Origin of the sequence: Rhizobium leguminosarum (assembly GCF_010668065.1) — a bacterium.
Lineage (GTDB): Bacteria > Pseudomonadota > Alphaproteobacteria > Rhizobiales > Rhizobiaceae > Rhizobium > Rhizobium leguminosarum_S.
This window is the reverse complement of sequence record NZ_WUEN01000006.1, coordinates 69,709-83,470: the sequence shown is the minus strand read 5'-3', so window position 1 is coordinate 83,470 and position 13,762 is coordinate 69,709. Positions and strand designations below refer to the sequence as shown.

Here is a 13,762-nt window from a genome sequence, read left to right as displayed (position 1 = left end):
GTCAGATCCTCTGACGCCTGGCGCGATTTAATCGGGCGGCATCGAGCAGCCGAGCCGCTTGTGGAAATCCGGGTACTTGCGGGCGAACTTTGAAAGAAACGCTGGGGAAGCACGCCGGTAGTTGCCGGAGAGTCGGCGCCGATCCTGATCTGCCAGATGGTCTTGCCGGCCACCGCCCTGGTGATCTCAGTGGAAAGTTTAACCTCGCTCAAAATCCCAACGCAGTGCTAGCAGAAGGTCTTCCCTGCCCTTGTCAGTTCTACCCGCCCGGTTGAGCGGATGAAGAGCGGGCAGCGGCGTTTGCGCTTCAGCGCCTGCACATGTTGGAGGGCACCGCCTGGCGATGTGCACCTTGGCTGCATTTCCGTTTGGGTCCGCAACCTCCGCCGAAGACCTTAGATGCCTCCTCAGAGGCTCAGGGGGTTGCCATCTAAGGCGTGAACCCTCGGTTAAACAATGTCGAACAATAGGTGTTGTAAGTAAAATGAGATGGTAGCGCACGCGAAGTTTCTCGATGATTGCCGTTTGATCCGACAAATCACCCGGGCCACGGTGGCCCGATTAACGGGCCGCAAATTGTGACAGCTTCAACGTTCGAACCGTTCCAGCATCCTCTTCAGTTGTGCGTTTTGCTTTTGGAGCTTGCGCGCCAGTTGGTCTCGGAGCAGCCTGATCTCTTCATCAAGGCTGATTGCATCGGCAGAACCGGCGGGAACACGTGGAGAAGGTGGGAGAGCGACTGCAATCGTTTCTGCTCTCTTGTCCCGTCTGCTGCGCTTTCGAGTTGCACCTTCGCCAGTCTGCGAGGGCTTTGGTGTGTCGTACGAGGCTGTACCGGCGTCATCGGATAAGACCGGATTAGCCGCCTCCACGGGACTAGCGCTTTCGACATCTGTCGTGTCATCAACAACGCTTGCCGTTTCCTCGGAATGATCCGGGTCCGCCGGAACCGCCGGGGAATGACCGTGAAGAACTGGCTTTTCGTCCGCCGGACGGTCTGCGCCGTCCAACTCGTTGTTGTCTGCTGTTTCAGTCGGCTTGGCGATGGCCAATACGTCCGGCTTCACGTCATCGGTCGAGCCGTGTTCTTGCCTCTGCTGCCGTCGCGGGGACACCAGCCGGGCAAGAAGTTTCCAAGGAGACGCCATTTTATTCGACCTCGAATTCTACTCCGGTATGCATACCGCGAGCAAAAGCGTTGGCGGCAGAACGAACCGCCGCCAAAAAGTACACTTCAATAAGCATGAGAATGCGGCCAGCACTTGGCCGTCTGCTGCCAATCAACCGAGGTTGAGTCGCTTTCGAAGATCGGCATTTTCAGCACGGAGCTTCTCCGCCAGCAGCTTGCGCAGCCTCTGGTTTTCCTCTTCGAGCTGCAGAAGATCCGCGATCTCATCAACTGCCGCCACCGGCGGTGCAGCCGCTATTTGGATAGCCTTCGGAGCGCGTTTGACGGGCGCACGCTTGGCACTCACCGTACCTTCGTCAGACTTTGGCCTGCGTCCTCTCTTCTGCTTGACAGCTGCGGCACTCGCAGCCGCTGCCGGTTGCACGGAAACGACGGCTGCGGCCGTTTCAGGCACCGCTTTCTTGGCGCGAGGTTTGCGCACCTTCTTCGGTGCATCGGGCGCCACGGCGGCCGGCGTTTCAGCATTGGTCATCGTATCGTTTTCGTCGGCCATTATGGTCTCCTGTAAAGCCGATGCATTTGTCTCCTGCTCGATCGGCAGTGTCAATAACGACCCGGCCTGTTCTTCTCCGGATACAAGCATCTCGCTGCTTCTTGCCTGAGGAGTTAATGACATAAATGGCATTGCCTCGTCCTGCAGATCTTGAGCAACGGACTTGAGATCGGTGTCTCCCCAAATCGAATTCGGTTTAGAATTGAGTTTTCGCCGACCTGATTTGTACTCGACGGCAAAGCTGCGCTGCACTTTTTTCACTTTAGGAAGCCTCGGGTGTCTGTGGCAATTTTTCAGCGATGTCTTCAGTTTCGCAACAAGCCTTTCAGATAACGACTGCAGTCCATTCGGTCTATCCTTTTTAAGTATTCGGCTCAAACGCGGCTCCAGTCGCAGAGAACCACTTATGGACGCAACTGTGACAAAACGATAGAATCGCAGCCGTCGGGATATAGTTCCGTTGGCGCCGCTTCATTGTGGCTGATTCTTGTTGACTACATCGCGTTCTGAGCGGAGGAAATCGATGCGGCAGTCCGGGCCACCCCCTGCAGCATCTTGATCGTTTGTCTGTTTATCAAGAGGCGCACCGCCGAGCGCTGACTTTCGGTCCGACCGCCCGCGGATTATCGCGGCATTCGGCCACAATGTTCACTTAATACCGCGCAATATTTAAAGCTATTCGGTAACCTCGGTAAGACCGATGCTGGCCGCGAGGAACCCGGCAAACACCCCGGCCTTCTGGCGAACATTGACAGGTCCTACCCATCGGCAAACCATCTGCAAATGTCCTACACTGCCGCCTTTATCTCTGAACTCACCCGGGCGGCCAACGAGGTCGACAAACTGAGCACTGGCGAATACCGCCGCCTAGTCGAACGCGCGGTAAGAATGGTGCGGGAGATGCGCCTGGAAACCGGCACTCGCCCCAGCCGCGGAATTTATGTTGCGATGGGGGACCTTGAGATCGCTGCGTTGATGACAGAGGCTGCTGCGAATAACGACGAAGTCGAGGGTGTTTTGCTGAACCTCGCCGGCATGATCCGAGCGCTGAAGATCATGGTGGATGGGAAGATTGACGTGCGGAAGAGCGATTAAGCGAGTTGGTGTTGGGATGCCCAAACTCCCGCTTTGTAGAGAACCTGAGTAGATATCATTGATCCGCGTGACCTCAATCAGTTGGCATCCGCAAATTTGATCGCACATCTCTACATTAACCGTATTCCAAAGATCGTGGAGTGCCCTAACTCGACCGACTCCATTGTCATGCTCCCTTTAAAAACTCGATGTGTTGCCCGCGTCAGGCTTTGCGAACGGTTTTCGCCAAAACAATGATCGCCCGTATCGACGATCTTCGCAGCTTCTCGGTTGATCGCGATGGCGCCTCGGCGAGGAACGCCCAGGTCTGCTCGTGCTGCCGCTTGCCCGCGAAGTCAGTAAAGCTTCGCCGGCTATGTGCGGGGAATACTGTTCGTCAACATTTGCGCATCGCCCGCGCGGATTCGCGTTGCAGCGTTTCCAGCAGATGCAATGCTCGATCAGCTAGGCCCGCCGGAACAAAGATGTGGTCGTGGTGATATGCTGCCACCATGTTGCACGGTATGCCAGCTTCTGCGAGAGAGGCAGCAACGCCCGCCGTAAGGCCGACGCCATCGAGCGCAGAATTCACATTGAGGGTGATCTGGCGCATCGCAAGTGAAGTTTCGAACCCCGCTTCGTGCGCCTCTCCTTTCGCAAGGATGACTGTCAAACCTTCTCTTTCGTGAAATGTCCCAATCGGATTCAGATTGTGGACTTTGCTCCCTTCACTGGGTATCGAGCAGAACACATACTCGCCGTCTTCGAGCGAGGGCGTCATGTTCGACAGCATTTCGAACTTGTCTCGCGACACAATAGTCATTTTAGAAGTCTCCTTTGCCTATCATCATGATGTAGGTGTTCATTGTCTAAGACGGGGCGCGAACAAATGAGATTTCCTTAACTGGCATAAGGCAGATTGACGATGTTGGATCGATGAGCGGGCGGCCAAAGTACTTCGGATTACTCCTTCGGCGGTCCCGTAACATATTAGAGCGCTTGAGGAAAAGGCCGGCGGTCTTGATCATCCGCGGTCATCCGTGCCGGCCTACCCCAATTGGAGAGTGGATATCCCGTCACGCCCACGACACTCGCACGACAACGCTGACTCCTTCTTAGAGGCACGGCTACGTATGAAGCAACGGTTCTGCTCAGGTTACTCGCTCTTCCCGCAATTGGCGTCATCCGGACATCTTTCGCGATGCGCCCCTATAAATCCAACGGTTCGCTACCTCGCGACAGCGCCGGCATCCCTTAGTGTCGCGGTAACGCACAGGGTGGCTCCTGCGTCGGGGTCGAAGTAAAGCGACAATGTTAGGCCGTAAGCCGTCGTCAGGGCCGCAGACTATGCCGCCTAAAAGTTCAATCAGTCGATTACCAGTTAGACCGAAGCAGCTGATCAGCCTTCTGATGGACACATCGGCAACGCAGGCAAGAAGGTGGGCAAGCCAGGCTTGGGCTTCGACGCCGTTTAGATTGGCGATCATCGTGGACGGAATGTGAGATTTGCTCATGGGCACGATCATGAACCTTCCCTGCCCCGTTGACAGGATGCTCCAAAAAACTGCGTCACCGATACAACGAGGGGCGCGTTTGCCTAGGGGCCGGGGCCAACCGTTGTGTCGCGCAGGTTCCAATTCAACCGAAGGTCCAGCGTCGTCCCGGCCGTCGCTCGACCGTTGTCAGGCATCTGCAAAAAGCTTCCCGTTCATGTACTTTAGACCGGTGTCGCTCGCGACCGTGACGACCGTCTTACCCTGCCCCAACTCCTTGGCCAAACGAATCGCCGCAGTGACATTGAGGCCCGTGGACGTACCGACCAGCAATCCTTCCTCCCGTGCCAATCGGTGACACATAGCGCGTGCTTCCTCTTCCGGAATGCTGCGCGCTTCGTCATAGAGATCTTGATTGAGCAAAGGCGGAACGAAGCCTACCCCTATGCCCTCGACGTGGTGGGTTCCGGCCCAACCTTTCGATATGACAGGTGAGGAGGCCGGCTCCAGAACCACGATGCGAACCGACGCTGAGCGCGACTTCAGAATCCTTGCCACACCCATTGTCATCCCGGCCACACCAACTGCGCCACAGAAGGCGTCGATACCGTCTGGAAATTGTTTGACCAACTCATGGCCGATTTCCTCGTAGCCAATCAAGGCGTCGAGGTTGTTAAACTGGTCCGAATAATAGCAGTCTGATCGGATGGAGACCTCCTGGGCTTGACGGATCATAGACGGAATCAGATCGGCCGAGATTTCGCCGGACGGGCTGTGGATCAGATCAACGGTTGCGCCAAAGCTGCGCATGGTACGCAACTTCTCCATGGCAAAGGCGTTGGAAGAAGCCACAATGAAATGATAGCCTTTCACTGCGCAAACGAAGGCGAGCGAGGACCCCGTGCTTCCCCCACTCGCCTCGACTACTGTCATTCCTGGCTTCAAATCTCCGCGGCGCTCAGCCTCTTCTATGATGGATTTTGCCATGCGGTCTTTATACGAGCCTGTCGGGTTGAAATACTCGAGCTTCACAAAGACTTGAGCGCTCCCGTCCGGTACGACGCGACGCAGGCGTATGACCGGTGTATTGCCAATAGCGTTGAGCGCTGACTCGACGGGGGGCGGGGGGCTCAGTTGCATGTTTTATTTGTCCTTCCGGTTGATCGTCTAGCGTCTATTGGGCAAGCCACCCAGGTGAACCGCGTGTTGAGTTTTCGATGGGCGTCAAACCGATGCAAAACACCCAAGGAGATCATACAGCGGATTCCCACGAAGTTTCCCAAGAGACTGCTGAACCTTGGAATCGAGCTGCACGCGATGATGCCGAACTTGCGAGCGGAAGAACTGCGCCAGCCGCGCCATTCCCCTTGAAGAGTCAGCTGGTTGTCGAACATCACAGCCGAGGTTCCCTGCCCTACCCTTGAAAACTGTGCCCGAGTTGAACAGCATCCCATTGAAGCGCGACCCGTGAGTTGCTGCACCCACCTTCCTTGAGGAGGTAGAGCCGTGGAAAAAGCTGTTCAACGATGTCAGCGCGGCGCATCGCATATCTTTTCTAGAATCCCTAGAACGGATGCAGTCCTTCGGATCCTCGACGCGTCGAAATCCGCGTCATTCTCCAGAGCTGTCACCTCTGCCACAGTCAGACCAGTGGTTTCTGCGACGTCGTCCAGCGAATAGCCGCGAGCCAGGCGAGCTTCTGCAAGCAGGGCGCCAACGGACGGGGCAACTGGGGGTTTCGCAATCTTCGAGACCATGTTCATGTCGATTAAGGCTCCTTTTGGCAGCCGGAAAACGTGCATCCGTTTTCTAGTTCCACCGCTGCCGACCGCGTCCGGCAACGGACAGTTTCTTCGAATTCCGCGGGCGCACTTTCTATCAGTTTGTGCAGCGGAGTACAGGTCTGACGCGATGAAGGGCGGACAACCCTTGCGTAGCAGCCGACGAGAGGTAACCCAAGCTCCCAACTGCGGCGCACACTCACGACGGCCGACAAGTAGCTTCCGATCTGGCAGGAGCGTTCGCCCCGGTAGGGAAGCTCGTAGGGAGTGATGCACTGATCATTCCCAAGCGGAGAACGATGGACAAACAAGCCGAGAGTTGCCTCGGCGCGATACGCTCATGGCCCGCAGATTCGGCCAGAGCCTGTGAGAAACCTGCCGGGCGCTGTTGATCGGCCGTCGTCTTGAAGAGATCGCCTGAGAACGGCGCATGGGGATCAAGCGCAGCAGCCTGAGCTCAAGGGTCGTTCATCTTTAAGGATTTGAGGAACTTCGAGCGCCCGAAAAGAGGATGCGGACAAAGCCCGCATCCTGTGTGGCGTTCGCCTCAGTTCTTGGTGACGAAGTCCTTGACGTTGTCGGGCGTGACGAGCTGGAAGGGAATGTAGACCTTCTTGTCGATCTTTTCGCCCTTGGCGAGCTTGAGCGCTGCATCGAGCGAGCCCTTGCCCTGGCCGGCGGCATCCTGGAACACCGTGACGTCGAGATCGCCCGCCTGCATGGCAGCAAGCGCGTCCTGGGTGGCGTCGACGCCGCCGACGACAACCTTGGTCATATCCTTGCCGGCCGCCTTCAGCGCCTGGATGGCGCCGATCGCCATTTCGTCGTTGTTGGAGATCACGGCGTCGAACTCGATGCCGCTGGAGAGCCAGTTGGTCATCAGGTCGGCGCCCTGGGTACGATCCCAGTTCGCCGTCTGCTCTTCGACGATCTCCAGGCCCTTGCATTCATCCGTCTTGATGACGTCATGAACGTCCTGGGTCCGCATGCGCGCAGCCTGGTTGGAGAGTTCGCCCATGATGACGACGGCCTTGCCCTTGCCGCCGAGAATGCGGCAGATTTCCTTGGTTTCCAGCGTGCCGGATTCCTGTTCGTTGGAAGCGACGAAGGCCTGCTTCTCCGGCAGCGTGTCGACGTTGACTGGCTGACGGTTGACGTAAACCAGCGGAATGCCGGCATCGGCCGCAAGCTTCGACATTGCCGTGGTCGCATCGGTGTCGACAGGGTTGACGATGATCGCATCGACCTTGGAGGCGATGAAATTCTGGATCTGGCTCTGCTGCTTGGAAACGTCGTTCTGTGCGTCTTCGACCTGCAGCGTCACACCGCTCAGTGTCTTTGCATAATCGGTCATGCCGTTGCGCAGAACCGTCAGGAAATTGTCGTCGAATTTCGCCATCGAGACGCCGACCGTTTCTGCGTGAGCGGCCGTCGACATGACGAGCGCCATCGCGGTGCCCAGGATAAACTTTTTCATTTTCACTTCCTCCACAAAGCGGTGCCCGGCTGCACCCTCCTCACGCCGGGTTTCCAGCACACTGGCCGAAAACAATTATCAGGGCTCCCAGAAAAAGGCCGGACATCACCATAAGATATCAAGACAATCTCGATGCTGACGACTAGCCTCTCCTTCGCCCGCTACGTTGACTCGCGCGAACCCCAAATTTTTTGGTGCCTGATTTGATGATTTAAGTGCGCAGTCTTCAACAGCGCCAATGTCGAGCGTCTTTCACAGATGACACCACAATGATGCAAAGCCGACACATGCCATATTGTCCAATCTCTTCGTCAGCTCTCGCGTGATCGCGAGGCAACGTGACGCAGTTTTGGTAAGCTTCTATCTATTTCGTTTTGCGGTCCATTCATCGTTGTTTGTGAAGTCTCTCATTCTTGAAAGAATCGTCGTCGTGAATGAGAGAACCCCATCAATCCCCGGGTATTTTCAGGAATATCGAACCCGATGGCAGGAGAGATTAACAAAAGCGGCGCCGCCGCAATGGACCGGGCAGTCGCTGAACTGGGCCGGTCGAGGCGGCAACTCTATACTCGCCCTCGCAGACCTCCTGGCTCCGGCGCAGACCTCTCCGGAGAGGTCGTTGGCGACGACATGTCATCTGCACTTGTCGATGCAATTTTATTTCATGACCATGTCCAATCGCTGGCCATAGATTGTGCAAATACACGAGGGGTAAAAACGATCATGGCCTGAATTCTCAACCGAATGCTGACGGCCGTACCCCTGCCATGGCGACCTTGTCAGCGTCAGCGTCCGACTCCTTGAATCGACGGTCGACTTCCGCGCGTTCCTCTCTGCGGCCGCGTTAAGTTCCGAGAAGAAGTGATGCATTGAGACAGCAAACTCTACAAATGCGATCGGCGACGACCGCGGGCGTTAGTGCACAGATCTGGAATTGAACGGATGGGGATCTTTGAAACGGCTGATCATGCCGAGGGTGCCTTGCGGCGGACGAATTTCGGGCGTGCGCAGTCAAGCATGCGATTGAGAACGGCGCAGCCGATGACGCCTTCGGTCTGCTGACCAGGCCGCGACCTCGCCCACAGACGCCGCCCGATGATGGACTTTTATCGCCCGATTGCCGTTTCGACCAGCGAGCGTTTGCCGTAGCCGTTAGAGAGTTGCCATTTCATGCGGCCGCCAAAGACATGAAATGCGATATATCGAAGTATATACAATAATATATTCCATAACTCACGGATTTCCTACAATAGAAAATGAGATCTGCCAAATTTGAAACGATATACTTTAAAATATATCCGGCACATCTGTTGCGTTGCTTGTCGTTTTCATCAAGTGTCCTGTTATGATGAGTTACGACAGTGCAACAGGAAGATTCTTTCCCCATGAATGCTGAACTCTTGCCGGCGACGTCATCGTCGGGAGGCTTGCACAAGGAGCACGACGACATGGATCACCAAAAGAAATCAGACAAGCGCCTTGGCTACTCGCATCTGCGGTTGGCAACCATCGACGGCGTGTCGCTGCCTGGTCTACAATTGTCACTCGACCGGCAGGAGGGCTCTGTGTCGACGAAGAAGACCTTTTTCGAACAATTGCTCCTGGATTTTGCTTTCGGTTGCTACCTATTTTATCCGATCCAGCTGTATGAACATCCCGCAACGAGCGAGAGGACGACAAAGGCGCTAAACCGTTAAGTGAAAGTTACGATATATAATTGGGAGAATTTGGACCGGCCGCCACGTTCCTCCTTTGAAATCTACGTCTATCGGGTTTCCATATTTCAGGATGGAAGCGTCGGCTCAGTCGCCAACGCTTGCAAACTCCAACAACAGATCGGCGCGCGGATGGAGGATATCATGGACGACCTTGATGCGACGCAAGCAAAGGACGGCTCGGGCACACAGGCTTCAATAGGTACGAACCAGCACGGCAGGAACATCGGAAGATGGTAAGAAAGCCTATTGGGAACCCGACCGTTAAACGGTACATGCAAGGCGCAGTTCAAATCTCTCTGCCGGTATCAAATACGCTGACAACGCGCGCTCGCCTGCCAAAATCAAAGAAATTTGACGCGCAGGGTTAGCCCATCAAATTTACTGCAGAAAGGATTCGTTCTCCGTGTCATTTTGTTCTTCGAAACGCATTCGCATCGCCGCACTTGCAGCGACCGCCATCGTGCTGGGCACCCAGATCGCAATTGCGCAAGAACCGTCTATAGGGTCTCAGTGGCTGAACTCGCCGGCATCTCGAGTGGAAGCGCTTGCGGTCCTTCAGACCTTGAATGCCAATCTCCTGAGTAACGCCAGTGCTACGTTGACCCTTGATCGCTGGTGTGCCGCGCACAAGCTCGCACCGGAGGGTTCTAAGATTGTAGCTCAGCGTGTGGGCGGGCAAGACAAGCCGGCCGATGAGCACATCCGTGAACTTCTGACCGTCGGACCCGGTGAGCTGATCGCTTATCGCCGCGTCCGCCTGGTCTGCGGCGACCGCGTCTTGTCCGAAGCCGACAATTGGTATGTACCTGCAAAATTAACTGCAGAGATGAATCAGGCGTTGAATACCAGCGATATCGCGTTTGGCAGAGCCGTTCAGGCTCTCAAGTTCACTCGCACAAACCTGTCTGCCAAGTTGCTCTGGTCCCCTCTATCCGAAAGCTGGGACATGGACGGTTTAATAACGCATGAAACAGGTTCCCTTACCCTGCCGCCGTTCCTGCTCGAACATCGTGCCGTACTGAAACTTCGAGATGGCAAGCCGTTTAGCGCCTTGGTCGAAAGCTACACGGACAAAATACTAGACTTTCCAGTTCCGCGCCTGCTTTCTCAATAGCGCTTCGGTATCTCAGCATACTTGCTGAACTGCGCGGGATAAAAATCGACAGCCACGGCATGCGACAAGAGCGCCTGCCTTGCGGAAGCGTGCCGGTCGGGCGACTGACTTGTCGATTCGTTTGATCGCGGCGACCACGCACGGTAGCCTGAGTGTAACCTGACTCCAAGCCGTCGCAGATTGTCGCTTGACAGTCCCCTCGGCAAGCCTCTACCCTTTTTTGCATTCACCAGGGGGGTCCCGGCAAGGGGCTGAGATACTGCTATCGCGCGCAGTGACCCGTTGAACCTGATCCAGTTCATACTGGCGTAGGGACGGTGCAAGCGCTCGAGAGGTTTCGGATTCACGCGTGGAATCCGTGCCGGCGTCTTTCCATCATTCCGGCTGAGGACTGGGTCTCCAAACTCAAACTTGGAGCCTCAAACCATGAATATCGCCGCAAAGAATATCACCCCAACCGTCACCACCGGCCCCTTGCCGGCATCCAGGAAGATCTACATTCGCGGGGACATCCATCCCGACATTTGCGTGCCGATGCGCGAAATCAGCCTGCATCCGACATCAGGCGAGCCGCCCGTTGTCGTCTACGACTCCTCCGGCCCCTATACGATCGACGGCGCCGAGATCCGTATCGAACAGGGGCTGCCCTCACTGCGACGCGACTGGGTTCTCGCCCGCGGCGACGTCGAGGCCTATCAGGGCCGCCATGTCCGTCCCGAAGACAACGGCTTTGCCAGCGGCGAAAGGCTGACGCCTGAATTCCCCGCGCTACGCCAGCCGCTGCGCGCAAAGGACGGCAAGGCCGTCACCCAGTTCGCCTATGCGCGCGCCGGTATCATCACGCCGGAAATGGAGTTCATCGCCATCCGCGAAAATCTCGGCCGCAAAGCGAGGGCCGAAGCCATGGTCCGCAGCGGCGAGAGCTTCGGCGCCCATATTCCCGACCATGTGACGGCGGAATTCGTCCGGCAGGAAGTGGCGGCGGGTCGGGCGATCATCCCCGCCAACATCAACCATCCGGAAGCCGAACCGATGATCATCGGCCGCAATTTTCTGGTGAAGATCAACGCCAATATCGGCAACTCCGCCGTCACCTCATCGATGGCGGAGGAGGTTGAGAAGATGGTCTGGGCGGCCCGCTGGGGCGCCGATACCGTCATGGATCTCTCCACCGGCCGCAACATCCACAACATCCGCGAATGGATCATCCGCAATTCGCCGGTGCCGATCGGTACCGTGCCGCTCTATCAGGCGCTGGAGAAGGTCGAGGGCATTGCCGAGAACCTGACCTGGGAGGTGTATCGCGACACGTTGATCGAACAGGCCGAACAGGGCGTCGACTATTTCACCATCCATGCCGGCGTGCGGCTTCACTATATCCCGCTCACCGTCAACCGCGTCACCGGCATTGTCTCGCGCGGCGGTTCGATCATGGCGAAGTGGTGTCTCCATCATCACCGCGAAAGCTTCCTCTACGAGCATTTCGAGGATATCTGCGACATCTGCCGCGCCTATGACGTCTCCTTCTCGCTCGGCGATGGCCTGCGCCCCGGCTCGATCGCTGACGCGAATGATGTGGCGCAGTTCGCCGAACTGGAAACACTGGGAGAGCTGACCAAGATCGCATGGGCGAAAGACTGCCAGGTGATGATCGAGGGCCCCGGCCATGTGCCGATGCACAAGATCAAGGAGAACATGGACAAGCAGCTCGAAGTCTGCGGCGAGGCACCCTTCTACACGCTCGGGCCGCTGACGACGGATATCGCACCCGGCTACGACCACATCACCTCTGGCATCGGCGCTGCGATGATCGGCTGGTTCGGCACCGCTATGCTCTGCTACGTCACGCCGAAGGAACATCTCGGGCTTCCCGATCGCAACGACGTCAAGACCGGCGTCATCACCTACAAGATCGCCGCCCACGCCGCCGATCTCGCCAAGGGGCATCCAGCCGCACAACTGCGCGATGACGCGCTCTCCCGCGCCCGTTTCGAATTCCGCTGGGAGGATCAGTTCAACCTCTCGCTGGACCCCGAAACCGCCCGCAGCTTCCACGACGAGACGCTGCCGAAGGAGGCGCACAAGGTCGCGCATTTCTGCTCCATGTGCGGCCCGAAATTCTGCTCCATGCGCATCTCGCACGATATCCGCGCCGAAGCACAGAAGGAAGGTCTGGATGCGATGGCAGCACGTTATCGCGAGGGCGGCGGCCTCTATATTCCGGTAGAAACCCTGCAGCAAACGAGCGAATGAGATGCGTGTGCTTGTCAAAGGGGCCGGCGTTGCCGGCCTGACGGTGGCGCATGAACTGCGCGCTCGAGATGCCGAGGTCACCGTGCTGGATCCACATGACGGTTTCCTGCGTGCTGCTTCGTGGCTCGCGGGCGGAATGTTGGCGCCCTGGTGCGAGCGGGAGAGTGCTGATGACGCAGTACTCATGCGCGGTCTCACCGCCGCCGACAAATGGGAGGCAATGGTGCCGGGAGAGGTGCGACGAAACGGAACGCTCGTGGTCGCCTCTGCTCGCGATCTTGGTGAACTGCGACGCTTTGCCTGCCGCACGACGGGTTATGAATGGCTGGAAGAGCCGGCGATCGCGGCGCTGGAACCCTCCCTTGCCGGGCGGTTCCGGCACGGGCTGTTCTTTCGCCGCGAAGCCCACCTCGATCCCCGGCGAGTGTTGTGTCTGCTGCGCACCAAGCTGACGGATCAGGGGGTCACCTTCGTGGGCGAGAGGCCGCACGAGAGCTTCGACAGTGTCGTCGATTGCACGGGCGCAGCGCAGATCGGCGAGGTAAAGGAATTGCGCGGCGTCCGCGGCGAAATGCTTTACCTTAGAAGCTTCGACGTGGATCTCTCCCGGCCGGTCCGCCTGCTCCATCCGCGTTTCCCGGTCTACATCGTCCCGCGTGGAGACGGTCTGTTCATGGTCGGCGCGACGATGATCGAGACGGAATTCGACGGGCCTATTGTCGCCCGTTCACTGATGGAACTGCTCAACGCTGCATACACGCTATTTCCGGCCTTTGCCGATGCAACCATAATCGAAACGGGTGTCGGAATCCGCCCAGCCTTTCCAGACAATCTTCCACGCGCAAGCCGTCAGGGAAAGGTGATCTCGCTCAACGGCCTCTTCCGCCACGGCTTTCTGCTCGCGCCAGCCATGGCCGCCGAGGCCGCTGAACTTGTCTTCAACCAACACACCACGGGAAGGAACGCCCCATGAAATTGATCGTTAACGGCGAGGCTCTGGATGTCGCGGCTGAGACGCTGTCGGAGCTTTTAGTCCTGATGGAATACGAGGGTGACTGGCTGGCGACAGCCGTCAACGGTGAGCTGGTCCATCGCGAAGACCGGTTCGATCGTTCGCTCAACGACAATGACAGGATCGAAATCCTATCGCCGATGCAGGGAGGCTGACGG

The 13,762-nt window shown here is 57.2% G+C and carries 12 protein-coding genes, 2 pseudogenes and 1 riboswitch; of the genes and pseudogenes, 6 read left to right on the top strand and 8 right to left on the bottom strand.

All coding sequences use genetic code 11. The features are described 5' to 3' along the window. Window positions 1-66 precede the first annotated feature (66 nt). The 3 genes and pseudogenes from GR198_RS35875 to GR198_RS18445 form a co-directional block, all read right to left on the bottom strand. A pseudogene (locus GR198_RS35875) lies at window positions 67-362 on the bottom strand (hypothetical protein); the annotation flags it as partial. 225 nt (window positions 363-587) lie between these two features. Continuing rightward, window positions 588-1,148: a hypothetical protein gene (locus tag GR198_RS18450; RefSeq protein ID WP_131588209.1), complete on the bottom strand. Its 561-nt coding sequence runs from the start codon at window positions 1,146-1,148 to the stop codon at window positions 588-590. A 132-nt stretch (window positions 1,149-1,280) separates the two neighbouring features. Further along, window positions 1,281-1,943 carry a transcriptional regulator gene (locus GR198_RS18445; RefSeq protein ID WP_018485049.1) on the bottom strand — a complete coding sequence of 221 codons (663 nt, stop codon included), beginning with the start codon at window positions 1,941-1,943 and terminating at the stop codon, window positions 1,281-1,283. Window positions 1,944-2,465: 522 nt separating this feature from the next. On the opposite strand from GR198_RS18445, the gene GR198_RS18440 reads away from it, so the two are divergent. Next, window positions 2,466-2,777 (top strand): hypothetical protein, encoded by a 312-nt coding sequence (locus GR198_RS18440; RefSeq protein WP_028734799.1) that lies wholly within the window; start codon window positions 2,466-2,468, stop codon window positions 2,775-2,777. A 376-nt stretch (window positions 2,778-3,153) separates the two neighbouring features. On the opposite strand, the gene GR198_RS18435 is transcribed toward GR198_RS18440, so the two are convergent. The 5 genes and pseudogenes from GR198_RS18435 to GR198_RS18415 all read right to left on the bottom strand — a co-directional run. Continuing rightward, complete coding sequence (locus tag GR198_RS18435) at window positions 3,154-3,579, bottom strand: ACT domain-containing protein (protein WP_018485051.1); 426 nt, start codon at window positions 3,577-3,579, stop codon at window positions 3,154-3,156. Between the two features lie 859 nt (window positions 3,580-4,438). After that, on the bottom strand, window positions 4,439-5,389 hold the full coding sequence (locus GR198_RS18430; RefSeq protein WP_018485052.1) for a PLP-dependent cysteine synthase family protein: 951 nt from the start codon (window positions 5,387-5,389) through the stop codon (window positions 4,439-4,441). A 389-nt stretch (window positions 5,390-5,778) separates the two neighbouring features. Further along, the gene (locus tag GR198_RS18425; protein WP_026237082.1) at window positions 5,779-6,012 is read right to left on the bottom strand and encodes a helix-turn-helix domain-containing protein; all 234 of its coding nucleotides are present in this window, start codon (window positions 6,010-6,012) and stop codon (window positions 5,779-5,781) included. Between the two features lie 565 nt (window positions 6,013-6,577). Next, complete coding sequence (locus tag GR198_RS18420) at window positions 6,578-7,507, bottom strand: sugar ABC transporter substrate-binding protein (RefSeq protein WP_131714169.1); 930 nt, start codon at window positions 7,505-7,507, stop codon at window positions 6,578-6,580. Between the two features lie 965 nt (window positions 7,508-8,472). Then, window positions 8,473-8,685 (bottom strand): annotated as a pseudogene (locus tag GR198_RS18415) (IS5/IS1182 family transposase); the annotation flags it as partial. A 207-nt stretch (window positions 8,686-8,892) separates the two neighbouring features. Here GR198_RS18415 and GR198_RS18410 point away from each other — a divergent pair. The 5 genes from GR198_RS18410 (at window position 8,893) to thiS (ending at window position 13,759) form a co-directional block, all read left to right on the top strand. After that, entirely contained in the window at window positions 8,893-9,204 is a 312-nt protein-coding gene (locus GR198_RS18410; RefSeq protein ID WP_131588211.1) for a hypothetical protein, read from the top strand. 424 nt (window positions 9,205-9,628) lie between these two features. Beyond that, on the top strand, window positions 9,629-10,339 hold the full coding sequence (locus GR198_RS18405) for a hypothetical protein (protein ID WP_131714170.1): 711 nt from the start codon (window positions 9,629-9,631) through the stop codon (window positions 10,337-10,339). 221 nt (window positions 10,340-10,560) lie between these two features. Further along, window positions 10,561-10,672, top strand: a riboswitch (TPP riboswitch). 93 nt (window positions 10,673-10,765) lie between these two features. Then, window positions 10,766-12,592 carry a phosphomethylpyrimidine synthase ThiC gene (gene thiC, locus GR198_RS18400; protein WP_131714171.1) on the top strand — a complete coding sequence of 609 codons (1,827 nt, stop codon included), beginning with the start codon at window positions 10,766-10,768 and terminating at the stop codon, window positions 12,590-12,592. A gap of 1 nt (window position 12,593) precedes the next feature. Then, entirely contained in the window at window positions 12,594-13,565 is a 972-nt protein-coding gene (gene thiO, locus GR198_RS18395) for a glycine oxidase ThiO (protein WP_131714172.1), read from the top strand. Further along, window positions 13,562-13,759, top strand: a complete 198-nt coding sequence (gene thiS, locus GR198_RS18390; RefSeq protein WP_131591212.1) for a sulfur carrier protein ThiS — start codon at window positions 13,562-13,564, stop codon at window positions 13,757-13,759. The genes thiO and thiS overlap by 4 nt, the downstream gene beginning before the upstream one ends. Window positions 13,760-13,762: the final 3 nt, after the last annotated feature.